This is a genomic window from Acinetobacter sp. YH16053 (genome assembly GCF_013417035.1).
Taxonomy (GTDB): domain Bacteria; phylum Pseudomonadota; class Gammaproteobacteria; order Pseudomonadales; family Moraxellaceae; genus Acinetobacter; species Acinetobacter towneri.
On the sequence record NZ_VPEP01000001.1, the window covers coordinates 238,327 to 259,143 of the forward strand.

Below are 20,817 nucleotides of genomic sequence, written 5' to 3' on the forward strand. Positions count from 1 at the left end.
TCAATTTGAAAAGCTTATTTTAACAAGGCTAATTTTGAAGATGTTGAATTCTTTTCAGTGCGCTTCAACATTACCAATATTCCTGTTGCAATTGCGCATAAACCACACGAATAAAAAAAAGAGCCTTTATACAAAGACTCTTTTTAACATTATGTGAACTGATTAGCTCGCTGGTAATGGCGGCGGTGTGCTAGGACCATCAGTTGGTGTTACATCAATCACAGGATTGTCTGCAATATACACCTTCGGTGGCTGTGGCTCACGACCTTCCATAATGTCACGGATTTGGTCACGATCAATGGTTTCCCATTCCAACAATGCTTTTACCATTGCATGGGCAATATCTTGGTTATTTTCCAAAATATCACGGGCAACTTTATATTGCTCATCAATAATACGACGAACTTCAGCATCCACTTGTTGTTGAGTTGCTTCAGAAATCGTACGACTACCTAAACTGCCCATGAATGATTGTTGTGTATCGTCTTCATAGACCATTACGCCTAACTTGTCAGACATACCGTATTTGGTCACCATCGCACGTGCTAATTTCGTCGCGCGCTCAAAGTCATTCGATGCACCTGTTGACATTTGATTAATAAAGACTTCTTCTGCAATACGACCACCAAATAAAATGGACAAGTCATTTAGCATTTTGTCTTTATAATGGCTAGTTTGATCATGTTCAGGCAATTGCCATGTCACACCCAATGCCCAACCACGCGGCATAATCGTCACTTTATGCACAGGGTCTGTACCTGGCAGCATTTCAGCGACAATCGCATGGCCTGCTTCATGATAAGCAGTTGCACGGCGCTCTTCTTCACGCAGTACCATCGACTTGCGTTCAGGGCCCATATACAACTTGTCTTTAGCATCTTCAAAGTCGTGCATATCCACCGTGTTTTTATTACGACGGGCAGCAAACAATGCAGCTTCATTCACAAGGTTCGCCAATTGCGCACCAGAGAAGCCTGGTGTACCACGTGCCAAGACTTTGACATCTACACCTGTAACTGAAGGCAGTTTTTTCAAGTGAACATTCAGAATTTGCTCACGACCTTTAATATCTGGCAAGCCAACCATTACTTGACGGTCAAAACGACCTGGACGCAATAAAGCTTTATCCAGTACATCGGCACGGTTTGTCGCAGCGATAACAATAATGCCTTCATTGCCTTCAAAACCATCCATTTCAACAAGCATTTGGTTAAGTGTTTGCTCACGTTCATCGTGACCACCACCTGTACCTGAACCACGGTGACGACCTACCGCATCAATCTCATCAATAAAGATGATACATGGTGCATGGCGTTTAGCTTGCTCAAACATATCACGGACACGAGAAGCACCTACACCCACGAACATTTCAACGAAGTCAGAACCAGAAATGCTAAAGAATGGTACTTTGGCTTCGCCTGCAATGGCTTTGGCCAATAAGGTTTTACCTGTACCCGGTGGACCCACCATCAACACACCTTTAGGAATAGTTGCACCTAAACGTTTGAATTTAGCAGGGTCTTTTAAGAAATCTACAATTTCAACCACTTCTTGTTTTGCTTCGTCACAACCTGCTACATCGGCAAATGTGACTTTAATTTGGTCTTCAGACAACATTTTGGCTTTAGATTTACCAAAGCTCATCGGGCCGTTTTTACCACCTGCACCGCCACCCATGTTGCGCATAAAGAACATGAATAACAAAATGATTAAAAGTACAGGGAAACTTGCGATCAATAGTTGCATTAACAAACCTTGACGTTGAGGTGCAGTACCTTCAACAACAACGTTGTTTTTAATCAGATTCGGCATCAGTTCAGGGTCTTGAACTGCTGGACGAATGCTTTCAAAGGACGAGCCGTTGACTTTTTCGCCACTAATTCTTTCGCCATCAATTGTGACTTGCTTAATTTGACCAGCATTCACCGCTGTAACGAACTCTGAATAGTTCATTGCAGTTGGCTTTTCACTGTTATTGATGTTGCTGAAAATTAGAATCAGCACACCAAGTATAATCAGCCACAATACGGCATTCTTGAAGAGATCGCTCAAAGCTTTATTCCCATATCAATCTAATTTGATCATGCCCGTTACTGGGTGACCTTTCATTCAAAAAGCTGAAGATCAGCTAGACAATTCATTAAAAACGTACAAAATGCACAATTTTTAACGGCTTGGCAAGTAAACTTTATTTAGACGCTTTTTTACGTCCTTGTCCAATAAGGAATACTTCTTTGGAACGCGCCCGTGAAGCAGCGGGTTTTGCTGTCTTTAGAACATCAAAACTGTCCACGACCTGTTTACGAAATTCGTCAAACCCCGAACCTTGGAACACTTTGACCACAAACTGGCCATTGGGTCCCAATACACGGTTGGCAAAATCGAGCGCCAACTCGCATAAGTAAATTTGACGCGGTTGATCTACAGCTTTATTACCTGATGTATTGGGGGCCATATCGGAAATTACAACGTCTACCGTGCGTCCGTTTAAAATATTTAACAATTTTTCGAACACTTCTTCTTCACGGAAGTCACCTTGTAAAAAGGTCACATCTGGTAATGCGTCCATTTCCAAAATATCGGAAGCGATCACCAAACCTTTGTCGCCGACAAGTTTCCCTGCGATTTGCGACCAACTGCCTGGTGCTGCTCCCAAGTCCACCACCGTCATGCCAGGTTTGATCAGTTTATATTTTTCTTGAATCTCAAGTAGTTTGTATGCAGCACGTGCACGATACCCTTCTTTTTGCGCTCTTTTCACAAAGGGATCATCTAGGTGCTCTCTCATCCACGCACGACTACTTTTGGATAACTTTTGGTTGGTAATGCGTGTTGCCATAACTCTCTTAGTAACGAATAGCCATCTAAATTGCGATTGTACGTGAAAATTAGCAAGCTTGCAGTAGACATCTGTATCTAAATGCCAATAACTGACAAGTTTTTTCTATTAAATCCATCGCTTATTTCTGTACTGTGGCATAAAAAACCACACTCATCACTAATGGATAAACCTAAGCAAATGTTCAATTTTGATATTTTTGTACTGCTGCAAGATCGCGGATTATTTGCATAGAATTTACAGCGTTTCAAATTGGCTTTTGTTATACTAAGCCGTTTTTAAAATTAGGTTATCTTTATGGCGGCTCTCTCTATTCAGGAACGCAAGCGTTTACGTCAAATTGGTCATGCACTTAACCCTGTAGTGATGGTTGGCGGTCAAGGTTTGACTGAAAATGTAATTGAAGAAACCAACCGTGCTTTAAACGATCACGAATTGATTAAAGTTAAAATTGGTGGTGAAGACCGTGAAGTACGTGCAGCTGTAATTACTGAAATTGCTGCAGCAACAGGTTCTGAAGTGGTACAAACAATTGGTAAAATTGCTTTACTTTATAAAAAAGCAGCAAAACAAAATGCCAAGTTGTCAAATTTAGTTCGTCACGCTCATTTGTCTAACTAAGCTTATATGGCAAGTTACGAACTCAGCGCCTTTGATCGTCAGTTTCAAGCGATTTCTTTGGTCGGTGCAATTGAACAACAAAGTCCGTTTAGCTTAAATGTAGGTTATTGGCTGCGTGATCCGAATCAATGGGTCGAATGGCCTGCATTGGTGGCTTCACATCCGCGTCAGGACTTTTTGTGGGAACACACCTGCTTTGAAATTTTCATTGGCGTTCAGGGCGAAGATTTTTATCGTGAAATCAATCTCTCCCCTTCTCAAGCTTGGCAAGCCTATGCCTTTGAAGAATATCGTTATCCTGAGCAAATGCCACCTGTGGCCGCTTATGATATTGAGTTGAATCAGCTAAAACGTACGCATTACGGTTTAAATGTCAGTTTGGATTTAACCAAATTTATGCTGAAACATAAACTGAAATGGACAGATTTGTTTATTGGGCTGACGGCTGTGCTCAAAACCAGTCAAGGCGAGCAATTTTATGCCATGCAACACAGCAGCCCTGCCGCCGATTTTCACAATAAGCGCGATTGGCTACATCAGTTCTAACTGTGATTAATAGTAGTTTAGATTGAAACAACTAGTTTTTGGTTTGAGCAAGAAATTTAAATAAAAAAGTGAGGCGCATGACCTCACTTTTTTTTATGGCTGAATCAGCAACAGATTAAACTGGATTATGCTTGATCAGTTTCATCATTAGTTTCAGTTTTTGATGGATTTACTTTTTTCCACGCTTCTAGTGTGTGCTCTTTAGAACGCTTAAAAGTTTCAGCCAATTGATCTTTGTGTTTTACTGAAATGCTGCTGACATCCTCTTTCAACTCTTTACCAAGTTTAGAAAGATCTTCAATAATTGCGCTAAATTCAGTTTTTACAAAGTCTTTTAATTCGCCTAAATCTTTAGGTGAACTACCAAATTGTGCTTTCAATGCTTCAATTTTTTGCAATACATCTTGCTTTAATTGACCCAATTGCTCTTGCACACTGGCATTTAATTGCTTTGCTTCGTTTTGCAGTTTTTCCTGCGTTTCAGCGACAACTTCAAGCACCTGTTCTTTGGCATCATGAGTGACTTTTTCAAGCTTTTCAGCCCCCTCATGCACCGCATCTTTGATTGCTTTATTGTCAGCTACTGATTTTTCTTGTTCAGTCATTTTGCTTCACCCAAGGTCGTTGTTGTTTATAAATTAAGCATAAGGCAATTTAGACTCAAATGGGTTTTGGATTGTCTAACAATCGTAGATTGCTTACATTTGGACTACACGCTAAAACATAAACCTAGCAAAAAAAGCAAGTCTTTTATCTTACATATTCGTTAGATTCACAATGGACTTTTGGCGAGTTCATGCGTATAATGCAATGTTAAGTTCAAGCGAGCAGACATAGGAGGGTAGGTTTAAATATTGACCTTCCTTTTTTTTCGTCTACTCGCTTTTTTACAGCCCTATTTTTGTGGTTTTAGTTCAGGAGCTTTGGTTTGAGCACCCCCGCCATTTTAGCCCTCGCCGACGGTACAATCTTTAAAGGTACGTCTATCGGTGCAACGGGAAGCACGACTGGTGAAGTCGTTTTTAACACTGCCATGACTGGCTATCAAGAAATTTTGACCGACCCGAGTTATGCACAACAACTTGTGACTTTAACTTACCCACATATTGGGAACACTGGTTGCAATGATGAAGATGTTGAGTCAGGTCGAATTCATAAAGTATGGGCAAACGGTTTAATTATCCGTGATTTGCCTTTATTACACAGTAACTTCCGTTCTACTCAATCTTTAGGCGAATACTTACAACAACACAATGTTGTTGCAATTGCCGATATTGATACCCGTAAATTGACCCGTATTTTACGTTCCAAAGGTGCGCAAAACGGTTGTATTCTTGCTGGTGAAAATATCACTGAAGAAGAAGCAATTGCAAAAGCACGTGCATTTGGCGGCTTAAACGGCTTAGATCTTGCAAAAGTATGCTGCGACCCTGAAGGTTTTGAATGGACTGAAGGTTCATGGGAACTTGGCAAAGGCTTTACTCAACCTGAACTTAAATATCATGTGGTTGCATACGATTACGGTGTCAAAACCAACATCCTGCGTATGCTCGCAGACCGCGGTTGCAAATTAACCGTTGTTCCTGCACAAACCCCTGCTGAAAAAGTCCTTGCGTTAAACCCAGATGGCATTTTCTTGTCAAATGGCCCTGGCGACCCTGCTGCATGTGACTACGCAATTGAAGCTGTAAAAACAATTGTAGAAACCACGAATACTCCTGTATTTGGTATCTGTTTAGGTCACCAAATTCTTGCACTTGCATCAGGTGCAAAAACAATGAAAATGCCGAACGGACACCACGGCGCAAACCATCCTGTACAGAACTTAGAAACTGGTACAGTGATGATTACTTCTCAGAACCACGGCTTCGCGGTAGATGAAAGCACCTTACCAAGCAATGTACGTTCAACGCATCGTTCATTGTTCGATGGCACAAACCAAGGTATTCATCGTACAGACAAGCCTGCATTTAGCTTCCAAGGTCACCCAGAAGCAAGTCCAGGTCCACATGACTGCGCACCATTGTTCGATCATTTCATCGAACTTATTGAAGCCGCTAAGAAGTAATTAAGGAGCGAAATAATGCCTAAACGTACGGATATTAAAAGCATCTTAATTATTGGTGCTGGTCCTATTGTTATTGGTCAGGCTTGTGAGTTTGACTATTCTGGTGCTCAAGCATGTAAAGCGCTGCGCGAAGAAGGTTACCGCGTTATTTTGGTAAACTCGAACCCTGCGACCATCATGACTGACCCTGCAATGGCAGATGCAACTTATATCGAGCCAATCACTTGGCAGACTGTTGCAGCAATTATTGAAAAAGAACGCCCAGATGCAGTACTTCCGACCATGGGCGGTCAAACTGCGTTGAACTGTGCGCTTGCATTAGATGCCAACGGTATTTTAGCCAAATACAATGTTGAATTAATTGGTGCAACCAAAGACGCGATTGAAAAAGCCGAAGATCGTAAATTGTTTGATGAAGCAATGCGCAAAATTGGTCTTGAGTGTCCAAAAGCTGCGATTGCTGAGTCTATGGAAGAAGCCCTTGAGATTCAATCTCGCTTTGGCTTCCCTGTGATTATTCGTCCATCATTCACTATGGGTGGTTCTGGTGGTGGTATCGCATACAACAAAGAAGAATTCCTTGAAATCTGTGAACGCGGTTTCGATCTTTCTCCAACTAAACAGTTATTGATTGATGAATCACTCATTGGTTGGAAAGAATACGAGATGGAAGTTGTACGTGACAAAAACGACAACTGTATCATTGTATGTTCAATCGAAAACTTTGACCCAATGGGCGTGCACACAGGTGACTCAATCACCGTTGCTCCTGCGCAAACCTTGACAGACAAAGAATACCAATTGATGCGTAATGCATCTTTAGCGGTACTTCGTGAAATTGGTGTAGAAACTGGTGGTTCTAACGTTCAGTTCGGTATTTGCCCGAATACTGGCCGTATGGTTGTGATTGAGATGAACCCGCGTGTATCACGTTCATCTGCACTTGCATCTAAAGCCACTGGTTTCCCTATTGCAAAAGTTGCAGCAAAACTGGCTGTAGGCTACACCCTTGATGAATTGAAAAATGACATCACAGGCGGCACAACACCTGCATCATTTGAACCATCAATTGACTACGTTGTCACTAAAGTTCCACGTTTCAATTTTGAAAAGTTCCCGCAAGCAGACGCGACTTTAACCACACAGATGAAATCTGTAGGTGAAGTCATGGCGATTGGTCGTAACTTCCAAGAGTCTGTAAACAAAGCCCTTCGTGGTTTAGAAACTGGTGCGTGTGGTTTTGACGAAAAAATTGAAGTGGGTGCTGAAGGCGCACGCGACAAAATTTTAGTTGAATTAAAAGTTCCAGGCCCTGAGCGTATTTGGTATGTGGCAGATGCATTCCGTCACGGCTTTAGCTTGGACGAAGTTTTTGAAGCGACCAAAATTGATCGTTGGTTCTTGATTCAAATTCAAGACATCGTTAACACTGAAAATGAAATCAAAACTTTAGGTTTTGGTGATCTAAACGCTGACAACATCCGTTCGTTCAAACGTAAAGGTTTATCTGACTTGCGTATTGCGAACTTGATGGGAATTTCACAAAAGCAATTCCGTAAACACCGTTGGAACTTGGGCGTAACCCCAGTTTACAAACGTGTGGATACCTGTGCTGCAGAGTTTGAATCTGACACAGCATATATGTATTCAACTTACGATGAAGAATGTGAATCAAATCCTTCAGCGAAAGATAAGATCATGGTGATTGGCGGTGGTCCAAACCGTATTGGTCAAGGTATCGAATTCGATTACTGCTGTGTACACGCTGCGCTTGCAATGCGTGAAGATGGTTATGAAACCATCATGGTGAACTGTAACCCTGAAACAGTATCTACCGATTACGACACTTCAGACCGTTTGTACTTCGAACCAATCACTTTGGAAGATGTACTTGAAATCGTTCGTACTGAAAAGCCAAAAGGCATTATCGTTCAGTACGGTGGTCAGACTCCGCTTAAATTGGCTCGTGCTTTAGAAGAAGCGGGGGCGCCAATTATTGGTACATCACCAGATGCAATTGACCGCGCAGAAGACCGTGAGCGTTTCCAGCAAATGATTCAACGTCTGCAATTGCGTCAACCTAACAACAGCATTGTAAAATCTGCTGAAGAAGGTATCGCAGAAGCAGCGAAAGTAGGTTATCCGCTGGTTGTTCGTCCATCTTATGTATTGGGTGGTCGTGCAATGGAAATTGTGTATAACGAAGAAGAATTGAAACGTTACCTGCGTGATGCAGTTCAAGCTTCTAACGATGCACCTGTACTGTTGGACCGTTTCCTGGATGATGCGATTGAAGTTGACGTAGACTGTGTATCTGACGGTAAAGATGTGGTGATTGGCGGTATTATGCAGCACATCGAACAAGCAGGTATTCACTCTGGTGACTCAGCATGTTCAATTCCACCTTACTCATTGTCAGATGAAGTACAGGACGAAATGCGTCGTCAAACTGTTGCCATGGCAAAAGAGTTGGGCGTTATTGGTCTAATGAACGTACAGTTTGCAGTGAAAGGCAATGACGTTTATATCTTAGAAGTGAACCCACGTGCATCACGTACTGTTCCGTTCGTTTCTAAGTGTATTGGCGAATCATTGGCTAAAGTTGCAGCACGTTGTATGGCGGGTCAATCTTTAGAAGCTCAAGGCTTTACTAAAGAAATTATTCCGCAACACTTCTCTGTGAAAGAAGCTGTGTTCCCATTCAACAAGTTCCCTGGTGTAGACCCAGTGCTTGGGCCTGAGATGAAATCTACAGGTGAAGTCATGGGCGTGGGCAAAACTTTTGGTGAAGCATTCTATAAAGCTGTGCTAGGCTCGAATGATCGCTTACCAGGAATCCCAACTGAAGGCGAAGTGAAGCATGCGTTCTTGTCTGTACGTGAGTCAGATAAACCGCATGTAGCGCGTATTGCAAAACAATTGGCTGATTTTGGCTTCAAACTTGTTGCAACAGGTGGTACGCACAAAGTCATCACCGATGCAGGTATTGAGTGTGAACGTGTGAATAAAGTGACTGAAGGTCGCCCACACATTGTAGACCGCTTGAAAAATGGTGAGATTCACCTCATCATCAATACTTCTGAAGGCAAACAAGCGCAGCAGGATTCATTCTCAATCCGTCGTTCTGCATTGCAAGGTAAGGTGTATTACACCACGACCTTGAATGGTGCAGATGCTGTATGCCAAGCCTTAGCGATTAAATTACCAATGGATGTATATCGCCTGCAAGATCTTACTGTAGGTTAATATATCTCAATAGAGTCCCGTCACCTTTCGGGTGGCGGGCTTTTTTCATTTATAGACTTCAATATTTTAAAGAGGGACAACATGCAACGTTATCCTATGACGCCTGAAGGTAAACAGGCTTTAGAGCAGGAATTACAAAAACTTAAATCGGTTGAACGTCCACGTATTATTGCAGCGATTGCTGAAGCGCGTGAACATGGCGACTTAAAAGAAAATGCCGAATATCATGCTGCGCGTGAGCAGCAAGGTTTCTGTGAAGGCCGCATTCAGGACATCGAAGGTAAACTGGGTGCTTGCCAGGTGATTGATGTTAAAGAACTGGAGCAAAACGGTCGTGTAGTTTTTGGCGTCACTGTGACTATTGAAAATCTGGACACTGAAGAACGCAAAACTTACAAAATCGTGGGTGATGACGAAGCTGATTTTAAAATCAATAAAATTTCAGTGAACTCACCAATTGCACGCGGTTTGTTGGGTAAAAATGAAGGGGATGAAGCCAAGATTGTTACTCCACAAGGCGAAGTAGAATACGAAATTGTGAGTGTAGAATATCTTTAAGAATCAAAGATAACTGCACGCAATGCCCCTCTTTGAGGGGTTTTTTATTGCCTATTAATCATACAGCCGAGCTTATAGATTATACTGCGATAAAAATAGAGGAAAAATAAGTGGAAAATCGCATCATTCATGCATTTGTTTATGCGCTTTCTGGGGCTGTGTTAGGACTGATATTAATTCCAGTCTGGGGACTCTTCATCAATACACAAACCGGTCCCGTCAGTATCGTATTGGCATCATCACTCTTTTTTGGCATTTGGGGATTCTTACTTCCAAACAGTGTTAAAAATGTTTTTATGTATTTGTGGAATTGGTTTAGATAATCAGAACATCCCTACACCGAAAAGCTTGCGCACTTTTTAGCAGTGCTGAGCAATATTCGTTATAATTCCCTCACCTTCCCACACGAAAAAACCATGTCAGAAGCGCTGATTAATTCCCCTGTAAAACACTGGTGCGAATTTGAGTTTATCTCCAAAACTGTAAAAAATCCGAATATCCATATTAAAGGCAATTATTCGTATTATTCAGCTTATTGGGATCAGGGCTTCGAGCGTTGTGTCGTGCGCTATTTGCACGACAAACCCGCCACAGCAGAAAAACCTATTGATCAGCTCTTTATTGGCAATTTTGTCTGCTTTGGTGCGGAATGTGTGATTATGATGGGGGGCAATCAATTGCATCGCAGTGATTGGATTTCTGCTTTTCCATTTGACACCCGTAGTTTTGTAGCTGGAGGTGATACCAAAATTGGGGATGGATGCTGGATTGGTAGTCGTGCCATGATTATGCAAGGCGTTGAACTAGGTGAAGGTGCAATTGTGGCGACAGGTGCAGTGGTCACACAAGATGTACCGCCTTATGCCATCGTGGCAGGTGTGCCCGCCAAAGTAATCAAATACCGTTTTAGTGAAACAGAGATTGCTCAACTTTTGGCGCTAAAACTGTATGATTTAGATGAAAAATATTTACTGAAAATCCGCGAACAATTGCAGAGTGATAATGTTCACCAACTGATCAATTTTTTGAAAAACACGCAAACAAAAATTGATTAAAACTTTAGTTGAATTGAAAGCACAGCTTCATAATTTCATGCTAAATTATGGTGAAATAAGGACTTACAGCACTCAATTATCTTTATGAAATTACTGGGTTTTATTCTATATAAATTCAGCGTAAGATAAGACAGCACTCAGAGCGAATATTTTATTACAGTATTGAAATTACAATAAGGAGAAACACTCATGGCTTACCAAAACATCCTCGTACCAGTGGACGGTTCTGAAACTTCTTTTGCTGCTGTTGCAAAGGCTGCTGAACTTGCAAAAGCATTTGGTAGTAAAATCACTGTGGTACAAGTACTTACACTTGACCCGTATATTGCTGCAGAATACATCACTGCAAACCAAACCAATGACTTGATTGAACGCGCGCGTGCTTCTATCGTGAAAACTTTAGAAGAAGCAAAGCAAAAATTCACTGAACAAGGTGTTGAAGCTGAAACTAAACTACTTGAAGGTCAAGTGATTGCACGCGAAATTACCAACGCTGCGAAAGAGTTAAATGCTGACCTTATTGTGATTGGTTCACATGGTCGTACTGGCTTGAAAAAATTATTCTTAGGTAGCGTTGCTCAAAGCATTTTAAGCGAAGGCACAACACCTGTACTTGTGGTACGCCAATAAGTTTTTTGTTCCTCATTTCTTCGGAAATGGGGAACTTTTCGCTTTTTCTTTCTTTTTCACATCTTCATGCACTTAAAACTATACTGTTTTTCATTTCAACAATTTCTTAAACCACTTTGCTTACAACATAATATTTAGTCTGCTTAAGCTTTGCTTTCTTCCCTCTTGTTTTTTCAACGACTCAAGGTCGCCATTGGTATTGTTTTAAATTTACTTTACCTTCAAGCACAACTATTTCTTCAGCCATTAGCTTTAATACTTGTATATTCTCTCCCTGAGTATTCAACTTACTTAGGCTAATTTTGCCTTGTGCATTAATCACTCTATGCCACGGGACTTGATGACCTGCCGACAAATGCTTTAAGACATACCCCACTAATCGCGCATGCTTGGGTAAACCTGCCAATGCCGCCACTTGTACATAAGTCGCTACATGCCCTTTAGGAATTAGACACACCACGGATAAAATCTGCCGTGCTAATTCATCACTGGGTTTTGTAATAGGTATATTTGACTTCATAAACAGCCTAATTTCCTGCAATTGTTAAAAAGAAAAAGGAGTGAATCAATCACTCCTTTTATCATAATCATACAAGTTTAAGTCACTCAAATTGCAGCATTAAAGGTATCACAATCATTAATCAAACCTGACTTTAAGCCTGTTTGGAACCATTGTACACGCTGCGCACTAGTACCATGCGTGAAGCTGTCTGGTACGACTTGTCCACGTGCACGTTTTTGCAAGTAATCATCCCCAATTTTATGTGCAGCGTCCATCGCTTCTTCAATATCGCCCTGCTCTAAGAATTGAGTACGTTGATGGTTATGATGCGCCCACACACCCGATAAACAGTCTGCCTGTAATTCTTGACGAACTGAAAGCTGGTTGCCCTGCACGTCACTGACTTGCTGACGTGCTTTATGCACTTGTTCAGAAATGCCTAAAATGGTTTGAATATGATGTCCAACTTCATGTGCCACCACGTAAGCTTGTGCAAAATCACCAGCCTGATCGTTTCGGCTAAGTTCAGTCTGATTTTGCTCTCCACCAATCCCCATTTGCTGACGCATGGCTTGGAAGAATGAAGTATCAATATATACTTTTTGATCGGCAGGGCAATAAAATGGCCCCATGGCAGATTGTGCAGTACCACAACCCGAATTCACCACGCCCGTAAACAACACCAATTTAGGTGGAATATATTGGCTATTTAATTGCTGCTGAAACACTTGTGACCAGGTGTCTTCAGTATCTGCCAAAACAGTGCCCACAAACTCCATCGCCTCTTGTTGTTCAGGAGTTGGATTATCTAAACCTTTAGTTTCAGCACTTTGCGCATGTGAGGTGACTTGCTTGGTCGCTTGATAAGCCGATTGCGGATCGATGCCAAAGAACTTCCATGCAACAAAGGCCACCACTAAGCCCAAAATACTGATACCGCCCGCTTTTGCTCCACCGCCACCACGGCGGTCTTCTACATTCGTGCTAACTCGACGACCTTTCCAACGCATTATTCTTATCCTTCTCTTAAACTCTGATAATAGATTAAGCCGATTTAGACTTTGACCACACTTTTTGAACAAGTGCGACCACAATCACCACCAAGATGCCTGCCAAAATACCCACGACAAGGTTCATCAACATTGGCGTGACTGAACCTACAATACTGCCCATCGTTGGGATGTCTTGTACATACTCTACCGTATCTTCTGTGAAATGGTGCACAAAAGGAATAGCATGATTGATAATTCCTCCACCAACCAAGAACATCGCTGCAGTACCCACCACAGATAAAGTCTTCATTAAAATTGGAGCAAATGCCAGTAAACCACTCCCAATACGTTGTTTAAAATTGGCAGCTTGTTCTGTGAGGTATAAACCAATGTCATCAATTTTGACAATTAACGCAACGAACCCATAGACACCCACCGTCATGGCAATCGCAATTAAACTTAATACTGTCACTTTGGTTAGAAAGCCTGCCGCAGCCACAGTCCCCAAAGAAATCACCACAATTTCCGCCGATAAAATAAAGTCAGTACGCACAGCACCTTTAATTTTTTCGGTTTCATAAGCCGCAAGGTCTTGCTCAGTTTGAATTAGCTCAAGTTGCGCTTCTTTAGCCGTTTGGGCTTTTTTGTGTTGTAAGGTGTGCATGATTTTTTCCACACCTTCATAACTTAAAAATAGACCACCAACCACCAATAAAGGATTGATTAACCACGGCGCAACGACACTAATTAATAACGCGAGCGGTACTAAAATTAGCTTATTGATGAATGAACCTTTAGCCACACGCCATACCACAGGCAACTCACGCTCTGCACGTACACCACTGACTTGCTGCGCATTCAACGCCAAATCATCGCCCAAAACCCCTGCGGTTTTTTTTGCAGCCATTTTGCTCATAACTGCCACATCATCTAAAACTGTTGCAATGTCATCTAATAAAAGTAATAAGCTGCTCGCCATTGCGTTGTTATCCTTATATGATTTTCAAGTTATTTTAAAACTGAATTTATATAGGGTCTGTATTTACTTCATTAATTTTTACAGCAAAATTTTTTACAGCAAATTCTATTCAACTCACTTAAGGAAGTGACATTGAAAAATGTTATGCCTTACAATGTAGCAATTCATCGGTACATAGATGTCGTAGATACGACTTGGAATAAAAAATGAGTAATCAAGATAATCGTCCTGTGATTTTGACAGGCGATCGTCCGACTGGACAGCTACATTTAGGTCACTTTGTGGGTTCTTTACGTTCACGTGTAGGTTTACAAGACTCACATCATCAACACCTGTTACTTGCCGATGCTCAAGCCTTAACTGACAATGCCGATAACTTTGAAAAAGTCCGTCGTAATATTATTGAGGTAGCAACCGATTATTTAGCGGTGGGGATTGATCCAACAAAAACCACCATTTGCGTGCAATCTTGCCTGCCTGCATTAAACGAACTCACCATGTTGTATTTAAACTTCGTGACTGTGGCACGTTTGGAGCGTAACCCAACCATTAAATCTGAAATTCAGATGCGTGGTTTTGAGCGTGATATTCCTGCAGGTTTCCTGTGCTACCCTGTAGCTCAAGCAGCCGATATTACTGCATTTAAAGCAACGGTCGTTCCTGTAGGTGAAGACCAAATTCCAATGATTGAACAGACCAATGAAATTGTGCGTCGGGTGAATCGTCAAATTGGTCATGACTTGCTACCTGAATGTCAGGCATTGTTGTCAAATGTCGGACGTTTACCTGGTTTTGATGGTAAAGCGAAAATGTCAAAATCACTGGGCAATACCATTGTGTTAGATGCCACAGACAAAGACATTAAAAAAGCTGTCAATGCAATGTACACCGACCCAAATCACCTGCGTATCGAAGACCCAGGTCAGGTTGAAGGCAACGTAGTATTTACTTATTTAGATGCCTTCGATACCAACAAAGAAGAACTTGAAGAACTGAAAGCGCATTATCGTCGTGGTGGTTTGGGCGATGGTACGGTGAAAAAGCGTTTGGAAGGCATTCTAAAAGAATTGATTGGGCCGATCCGTGAACGTCGTATCGAACTTGCTAAAGATCCTGACTACATTATGGATATTTTGAAAACAGGCACCGACAAATGCCGTGATATTACCCAGCAAACTTTAGATGAAGTGAAAGCTGGCTTGGGTGTATTCCGCTTCTAAGCATTTTGTAGATACAAATATTTTAAAGTCTCTTATTCACATGAATAAGAGACTTTTTATTTGAGTAAAAATCAACATAAGATGACGTGATTCACAAAAAACACTTATTACTTACGTGATTTAACATCACGTAACCTGAATACTGCGGATTAGTATTTCTTCTCAGTTTAGTATACTTACATGCTTTAGGAGTAATCCTAATTTCATAACATTTCTCCGTTATCGAAGCTGTGAAAGCAGATTCGTTTTCATACGCAATGATCACCCCAATCATTGCGTATTTTTTTTATTTGAATCAGCTGTTTATACAGCTTGTTCAACAATAAAAAATCATTTCCCTAGATGCAAAAACTACTTGAACGGCTTTGTCGCACAAAGATTTCATAACTATATGATTTAAAAGTTTTGATTATTTTTTGATACAAAATTAAATTTATTTAAATCAGATGCTTACATATTTATGCAACAAAGCAATACCAAATTAACTCTTATCATATAATTTATCTCTCAAATGTGGCTAATTTTTCAGCATAAGAAAATCCCCAATATTGGGGATTGAGTGCTAAATAAAATCAAGCTCTTCAAAATTTGACTTATTTAAGCATACCTTGATCTTTTAATACTTGCCACATGGTAGAACCCAGTTCTGCAGGGCTACGCGTATAAGCAATTCCAGCACGCTCAAAGGCTGCAAATTTTTCTTCCGCAGTGCCTTTACCGCCTGAAATAATTGCACCCGCATGTCCCATACGCTTACCTTTAGGTGCCGTCACTCCTGCAATATAACCCACCACAGGTTTGCTGACATTCGACTGGATATATTCCGCAGCCTCTTCTTCTGCTGTACCACCAATTTCACCAATCATAATAATCGCATCGGTATCTGGGTCGTCTTGGAACAGTTTTAAAGCATCAATTTGGTTCATACCTGGAATCGGGTCACCACCAATTCCGATACAAGTCGATTGTCCTAAACCTAACTTAGTGGTTTGTGCCACAGCTTCATAGGTCAAAGTACCTGAACGTGAAATAATGCCAATTCGTCCTGGTTGATGAATATGCCCTGGCATGATGCCAATTTTACATTCGCCTGGTGTAATCACACCTGGGCAGTTTGGACCCACTAAACGTGTACCATTGCCATTGGTTTCTAAATAACGTTTGGCTTTGAGCATGTCGATGGTTGGCACACCTTCCGTAATCACCACAATCAAATCCACGCCTGAATCGACTGCTTCTACAATCGAATCTAAAACAAACGGTGCAGGTACATAAATCACCGATGCATCTGCGCCTGTTTCACGTACGGCTTCTTTCATGGTGTTAAATACGGGTAATTCCAAATGGGTTTGACCACCTTTTCCTGGCGTTACACCGCCCACCACTTTGGTTCCATAATCAAGTGCTTGTGCTGAGTGAAAAGTACCATTTTTACCAGTGAAACCTTGTACCAATACTTTGGTGTCTTTATTAATTAATACGCTCATCCTGATTCTCCTTAAGCTTTCACTGCAGCAACAATTTTTTCTGCGGCATCAGACAAGCCGTTTGCAGAAATAAGTTTTAATCCTGATTCATCCAGTAATTTTGCACCAAGTTCCGAGTTGTTCCCTTCTAGGCGAACCACTACAGGTACCGTCACATTTACTTCCTGAACCGCTGCAATAATTGCTTCCGCAATCATGTCACAACGTACAATTCCACCAAAAATATTAATCAGTACGCCTTTAACCGAGTGATCTGCCAAAATAATTTTAAAGGCTTCAATTACGCGTTCTTTGGTTGCACCACCACCTACATCCAAGAAGTTCGCAGGCTGACCACCATAGAGTTTAATAATATCCATAGTTGCCATTGCTAAACCTGCACCATTCACCATACAACCGATATTGCCTTCTAAAGCAACATAGTTCAGGTCAAATTCTGATGCACGCAATTCACGTTCATTTTCTTGTGTTTTATCGCGCAGTGCCAAGACTTCAGGCAAACGATACAGCGCATTGGAATCAATACCGACTTTGGCATCGACACATAAAATGTCGCCATTTTCACGTACAGACAATGGGTTAATTTCAAATAAGGCAAAATCATTGTCGATAAATGCCTGATAAGCCGCTGTCATAATCTTCACAAACTGCGTGATTTGACTGTCTTTGAGTTTTAATGCAAAAGCCACTTCACGTGCCTGAAATGGCAATAAACCCACTAAAGGATCAACTTCTACTTTAATAATTTTTTCTGGGGTTTCTTCTGCCACTTTCTCAATTTCAACACCACCTTCAGTAGATGCCATAAAAGTGACGCGACGGCTAGAACGATCTACCACTGCACCCAAATACAGTTCACGCTCTACAGGATAAACATCTTCAGCCACTAAAATACTGTTTACAGGCTGACCATAGGCATCGGTTTGATAGGTGACCAAACGTGTTCCAAGAATTTGGTTGGCATAGTCTGCTGCTTCTTGTGCAGATTTTACGACCTTCACGCCGCCCGCTTTACCGCGACCACCTGCATGCACCTGAGCTTTCATCACTGCAAATTTACCGCCCAGTTGCTCGAAAGCTTGCACAGCTTCTACGGCTGTAGTTGCCAAAATGCCTTCTTGTACTGGCATACCATATTTTTTTAATAGCGCTTTTGCTTGATACTCATGTAGATTCATTGACTAACCTTTTACTACTTCTTTTATTCAGTTATCACCACCAATATCAAACCGAAGTTTTAATATTGCTTTCCTTGTGTGGTGTTTTTCCTATGCTCTTTACTTTTAGATGATTATTCCCATAAATACAACCATCAAATGCAAAAAGAGCGGCCTAAGCCGCTCTTTTTAGTTTTATTTGCGTTTACGCTGAATCGCGTGAATCGCACGCCCATCTACAGCTAAAGCGGCTTCATGCACCACTTCAGAGAAGGTTGGGTGACCAAATGTCATTAATTGTAAATCTTCAACTGAAGATACAAACTCAAGTGCAATCATACCTTGGTGAACGATGTCAGACGCAGCAGGTCCAATCACGTGCATACCCAATAAACGATCTGTTTTTGCATCTGCAACAAACTTCACGAAACCAGCACCTTCGCCTGCAGCTAAAGCACGACCATTTACCGCGAAACCGAATTGACCAGTTTTCACTTCGTGGCCTTTTTCTTTCGCTTGCTCTTCAGTTAAACCAACCCACGCCGCTTCAGGGTGTGTGTAGATTACTGAAATGATTGTGTCGTAGTTAACTTGTGCAGCATGACCATGAATACGCTCAACTGCCATTACGCCTTCTTCCATTGCTTTGTGTGCAAGCATTGGACCACGTACTAAGTCACCAATTGCATATACACCTTCAACAGAAGTTGCACACCAATCGTTTACTTCAACCAAACCACGTTCAGTCAGTTTAATACCGCAGTCATCTGCCAATAAACCTTCAGCATAAGCACGACGACCTACACAAACGATCAATTTATCGAATGTTTGTTCTTTGTCTTCGCCGCCTTGGGTATATTTAACAGTCACTTCACGACCATTAACTTCAGTACCTGAAACTTTCGCACCGATACGGATATCCATACCTTGCTTAGTCAACAGTTTTTGGTAGTCTTTAGCCAATGCTTTGTCAGCCATTGGTAAGAATGCATCCATTGCTTCAAATACTACAACTTCTGCACCCAAACGACGCCATACTGAACCAAGCTCAAGACCAATGACACCTGCACCAATCACACCTAAACGCTTAGGTACTTCAGGGAACTCAAGTGCACCTGTTGAATCAACAATCAGGTCTTGATCTACTGGCGCTACAGGAATGTTAACTGGTACAGAACCTGTCGCAAGAATGACATATTTAGGCTCTAGAACCTGAGTTTCACCTTCGTGAGAAACGAACTCAACTTTCTTGCCAGCAAGTAATTTACCTGTACCTTTTAACCACTCAATACCGTTACCTTTTAATAACTGATCAATACCGCCAGTCAATTGGTCAACGATTTTGTCTTTACGTGCTAAAAGTTTTGCAAGGTCAAACTGTACTTCGCCTGTGGTGATACCGTGATCAGCCAAGTGATGCACTGTATCTTCATAACGATGTGAAGAATCAAGTAATGCTTTAGATGGGATACAACCCACGTTTAAGCATGTACCACCTAAAGATGGTTTGCCTTTATGAATACGTTTTTCGATACACGCAACTTTAAAACCAAGTTGTGCAGCACGAATTGCCGCTTCATAACCACCTGGGCCACCGCCAATAACAACAAGATCAAATTGTTGAGACATTTTTATCTCCAAAAATGGGCTTAGAGGATCGCTCCAAGCCCACTGATTTATTCTTTAGAATTAAAGGTCAAGGATGAGTTTAGCTGGTTCTTCTAACAATTCTTTGATTGTTACAAGGAAACCTACAGCTTCTTTACCATCAATTAAACGGTGGTCATAAGAAAGCGCTAAATACATCATTGGCAAGATTTCTACTTGGCCATTAACCGCCATAGGACGCTCTTGGATTTTGTGCATACCCAAAATTGCAGTTTGTGGCGTATTTAGAATTGGAGTAGATAACAATGAACCGAAAGTACCACCGTTAGTAATGGTGAATGTACCGCCAGTCATGTCTTCAATACCCAACTTACCGTCACGTGCTTTGTAAGCATAGTCACGGATACCGTTTTCTACTTCAGCATAGTTCATACGGTCTGTATCACGTAATACAGGAACCACTAGACCACGGTCAGAAGATACAGCTACACCGATGTCGTAGTAACCGTGATACACGATATCATCGCCATCAATTGAAGCGTTAACAGCAGGATAACGCTTAAGTGCTTCAGTTGCAGCTTTCACAAAGAAAGACATAAAGCCTAAACGTGCACCATGACGTTTTTCAAACGCATCTTTGTATTGTGCACGCATTTCCATGATTGGCTTCATGTTTACTTCGTTAAACGTAGTCAACATTGCAGTTTCTTGAGTCGCTGCAAGTAAACGCTCAGCAACACGCTTACGTAAACGTGTCATAGGAACACGTTTCTCGATACGCTCACCTACCGCAACACTTAATGGCGCAGCTGCAGCAGCAGGTTTAGTTTGATGATTTGCAACATCTTCTTTAGTGATACGACCACCACGACCTGTACCCGCCACGTCTGCAGCATTGATACCTGTTTCAGTCAAGGCTTTACGTACTGCTGGCGCTTGGTCAGCAACAGGTTGTGCACGCTCAACAACTGGTGCAGCGCCCGCTTCAGTTTGTGCTGCAGCTTGCTCTACCTGACCTTCAGACTGAACTGCTTGAGTTTGAGCCGCACCAGAAACAGCGCCAGCTTCAAATTGAGCAATTACTTCGTCAGAAAGAACAGTGTCGCCTTCGTTTTTAATGATGACAGAGATCGTACCATCTGCAGGAGCGACTACTTCCAAAACAACTTTATCGGTTTCAATGTCACAGATCACTTCATCACGTGATACTGCTTCACCTGGTTGTTTGTGCCAAGTTGCAATCGTACCGTCTGCAACTGACTCTGGAAATACCGGTGCTTTAATTTCGGTTGCCATTACTTCGAATCTC

At 41.7% G+C, this 20,817-nt stretch carries 19 protein-coding genes; 9 read left to right on the plus strand and 10 right to left on the minus strand.

All coding sequences use genetic code 11. The annotated features are described in order from the left end of the window. Positions 1-162: 162 nt before the first annotated feature. Complete coding sequence (ftsH, locus tag FTV43_RS01160) at positions 163-2,052, minus strand: ATP-dependent zinc metalloprotease FtsH (protein ID WP_004972155.1); 1,890 nt, start codon at positions 2,050-2,052, stop codon at positions 163-165. 136 nt (positions 2,053-2,188) lie between these two features. Further along, entirely contained in the window at positions 2,189-2,839 is a 651-nt protein-coding gene (gene rlmE, locus FTV43_RS01165; protein WP_004972157.1) for a 23S rRNA (uridine(2552)-2'-O)-methyltransferase RlmE, read from the minus strand. A gap of 297 nt (positions 2,840-3,136) precedes the next feature. On the opposite strand from rlmE, the gene yhbY reads away from it, so the two are divergent. Next, complete coding sequence (yhbY, locus tag FTV43_RS01170; RefSeq protein WP_004972158.1) at positions 3,137-3,460, plus strand: ribosome assembly RNA-binding protein YhbY; 324 nt, start codon at positions 3,137-3,139, stop codon at positions 3,458-3,460. A gap of 6 nt (positions 3,461-3,466) precedes the next feature. Then, on the plus strand, positions 3,467-4,006 hold the full coding sequence (locus FTV43_RS01175) for a DOMON-like domain-containing protein (protein ID WP_179994684.1): 540 nt from the start codon (positions 3,467-3,469) through the stop codon (positions 4,004-4,006). Between the two features lie 125 nt (positions 4,007-4,131). On the opposite strand, the gene FTV43_RS01180 is transcribed toward FTV43_RS01175, so the two are convergent. Next, positions 4,132-4,611, minus strand: coding sequence for a hypothetical protein (locus FTV43_RS01180; protein WP_179994685.1), 480 nt, complete (start codon positions 4,609-4,611; stop codon positions 4,132-4,134). Positions 4,612-4,934: 323 nt separating this feature from the next. On the opposite strand from FTV43_RS01180, the gene carA reads away from it, so the two are divergent. The 6 genes from carA to FTV43_RS01210 all read left to right on the plus strand — a co-directional run bounded on the left by carA (position 4,935) and on the right by FTV43_RS01210 (position 11,563). Further along, a complete protein-coding gene (gene carA / locus FTV43_RS01185; protein WP_179994686.1) occupies positions 4,935-6,074 on the plus strand; it encodes a glutamine-hydrolyzing carbamoyl-phosphate synthase small subunit in 1,140 nt (379 codons plus the stop codon). Between the two features lie 15 nt (positions 6,075-6,089). After that, positions 6,090-9,320 (plus strand): carbamoyl-phosphate synthase large subunit, encoded by a 3,231-nt coding sequence (gene carB / locus FTV43_RS01190; protein WP_019836765.1) that lies wholly within the window; start codon positions 6,090-6,092, stop codon positions 9,318-9,320. Between the two features lie 81 nt (positions 9,321-9,401). Continuing rightward, positions 9,402-9,878: a transcription elongation factor GreA gene (greA, locus tag FTV43_RS01195; RefSeq protein ID WP_179994687.1), complete on the plus strand. Its 477-nt coding sequence runs from the start codon at positions 9,402-9,404 to the stop codon at positions 9,876-9,878. A gap of 110 nt (positions 9,879-9,988) precedes the next feature. Continuing rightward, positions 9,989-10,201 carry a hypothetical protein gene (locus FTV43_RS01200; protein WP_070153934.1) on the plus strand — a complete coding sequence of 71 codons (213 nt, stop codon included), beginning with the start codon at positions 9,989-9,991 and terminating at the stop codon, positions 10,199-10,201. Between the two features lie 93 nt (positions 10,202-10,294). Next, positions 10,295-10,933, plus strand: coding sequence for a CatB-related O-acetyltransferase (locus FTV43_RS01205; protein WP_179994688.1), 639 nt, complete (start codon positions 10,295-10,297; stop codon positions 10,931-10,933). A gap of 189 nt (positions 10,934-11,122) precedes the next feature. Beyond that, positions 11,123-11,563, plus strand: a complete 441-nt coding sequence (locus FTV43_RS01210; protein WP_019836772.1) for a universal stress protein — start codon at positions 11,123-11,125, stop codon at positions 11,561-11,563. Between the two features lie 181 nt (positions 11,564-11,744). On the opposite strand, the gene FTV43_RS01215 is transcribed toward FTV43_RS01210, so the two are convergent. The 3 genes from FTV43_RS01215 to FTV43_RS01225 form a co-directional block, all read right to left on the minus strand. Further along, a complete protein-coding gene (locus FTV43_RS01215; protein WP_179994689.1) occupies positions 11,745-12,083 on the minus strand; it encodes an MGMT family protein in 339 nt (112 codons plus the stop codon). An 86-nt stretch (positions 12,084-12,169) separates the two neighbouring features. After that, on the minus strand, positions 12,170-13,075 hold the full coding sequence (locus FTV43_RS01220) for a neutral zinc metallopeptidase (protein ID WP_179994690.1): 906 nt from the start codon (positions 13,073-13,075) through the stop codon (positions 12,170-12,172). A gap of 34 nt (positions 13,076-13,109) precedes the next feature. After that, on the minus strand, positions 13,110-14,036 hold the full coding sequence (locus FTV43_RS01225) for a DUF808 domain-containing protein (protein ID WP_004972181.1): 927 nt from the start codon (positions 14,034-14,036) through the stop codon (positions 13,110-13,112). Between the two features lie 206 nt (positions 14,037-14,242). Here FTV43_RS01225 and trpS point away from each other — a divergent pair, with 206 nt between their 5' ends. Then, positions 14,243-15,256: a tryptophan--tRNA ligase gene (trpS, locus tag FTV43_RS01230; protein ID WP_004972183.1), complete on the plus strand. Its 1,014-nt coding sequence runs from the start codon at positions 14,243-14,245 to the stop codon at positions 15,254-15,256. 593 nt (positions 15,257-15,849) lie between these two features. Here the strand turns inward: trpS and sucD are convergent. The 4 genes from sucD to odhB form a co-directional block, all read right to left on the minus strand. Beyond that, positions 15,850-16,743 (minus strand): succinate--CoA ligase subunit alpha, encoded by an 894-nt coding sequence (gene sucD / locus FTV43_RS01235; RefSeq protein ID WP_179994691.1) that lies wholly within the window; start codon positions 16,741-16,743, stop codon positions 15,850-15,852. An 11-nt stretch (positions 16,744-16,754) separates the two neighbouring features. Continuing rightward, on the minus strand, positions 16,755-17,921 hold the full coding sequence (gene sucC / locus FTV43_RS01240) for an ADP-forming succinate--CoA ligase subunit beta (protein ID WP_070153939.1): 1,167 nt from the start codon (positions 17,919-17,921) through the stop codon (positions 16,755-16,757). A 174-nt stretch (positions 17,922-18,095) separates the two neighbouring features. Beyond that, positions 18,096-19,529 carry a dihydrolipoyl dehydrogenase gene (gene lpdA, locus FTV43_RS01245; protein ID WP_179994692.1) on the minus strand — a complete coding sequence of 478 codons (1,434 nt, stop codon included), beginning with the start codon at positions 19,527-19,529 and terminating at the stop codon, positions 18,096-18,098. A gap of 60 nt (positions 19,530-19,589) precedes the next feature. Further along, entirely contained in the window at positions 19,590-20,804 is a 1,215-nt protein-coding gene (odhB, locus tag FTV43_RS01250; protein ID WP_179994693.1) for a 2-oxoglutarate dehydrogenase complex dihydrolipoyllysine-residue succinyltransferase, read from the minus strand. Positions 20,805-20,817: the final 13 nt, after the last annotated feature.

Coding starts and splice junctions, on each gene's coding strand:
- sucC (WP_070153939.1), bottom strand. CDS start 17,921: ATGAATCTACATGAGTATCAAGCAAAAGCGCTATTAAAAAAATATGGT.
- rlmE (WP_004972157.1), bottom strand. CDS start 2,839: ATGGCAACACGCATTACCAACCAAAAGTTATCCAAAAGTAGTCGTGCG.
- FTV43_RS01220 (WP_179994690.1), bottom strand. CDS start 13,075: ATGCGTTGGAAAGGTCGTCGAGTTAGCACGAATGTAGAAGACCGCCGT.
- FTV43_RS01180 (WP_179994685.1), bottom strand. CDS start 4,611: ATGACTGAACAAGAAAAATCAGTAGCTGACAATAAAGCAATCAAAGAT.
- greA (WP_179994687.1), top strand. CDS start 9,402: ATGCAACGTTATCCTATGACGCCTGAAGGTAAACAGGCTTTAGAGCAG.
- FTV43_RS01215 (WP_179994689.1), bottom strand. CDS start 12,083: ATGAAGTCAAATATACCTATTACAAAACCCAGTGATGAATTAGCACGG.
- FTV43_RS01210 (WP_019836772.1), top strand. CDS start 11,123: ATGGCTTACCAAAACATCCTCGTACCAGTGGACGGTTCTGAAACTTCT.
- FTV43_RS01205 (WP_179994688.1), top strand. CDS start 10,295: ATGTCAGAAGCGCTGATTAATTCCCCTGTAAAACACTGGTGCGAATTT.
- yhbY (WP_004972158.1), top strand. CDS start 3,137: ATGGCGGCTCTCTCTATTCAGGAACGCAAGCGTTTACGTCAAATTGGT.
- trpS (WP_004972183.1), top strand. CDS start 14,243: ATGAGTAATCAAGATAATCGTCCTGTGATTTTGACAGGCGATCGTCCG.
- sucD (WP_179994691.1), bottom strand. CDS start 16,743: ATGAGCGTATTAATTAATAAAGACACCAAAGTATTGGTACAAGGTTTC.
- FTV43_RS01225 (WP_004972181.1), bottom strand. CDS start 14,036: ATGGCGAGCAGCTTATTACTTTTATTAGATGACATTGCAACAGTTTTA.
- odhB (WP_179994693.1), bottom strand. CDS start 20,804: ATGGCAACCGAAATTAAAGCACCGGTATTTCCAGAGTCAGTTGCAGAC.
- FTV43_RS01175 (WP_179994684.1), top strand. CDS start 3,467: ATGGCAAGTTACGAACTCAGCGCCTTTGATCGTCAGTTTCAAGCGATT.
- lpdA (WP_179994692.1), bottom strand. CDS start 19,529: ATGTCTCAACAATTTGATCTTGTTGTTATTGGCGGTGGCCCAGGTGGT.
- carB (WP_019836765.1), top strand. CDS start 6,090: ATGCCTAAACGTACGGATATTAAAAGCATCTTAATTATTGGTGCTGGT.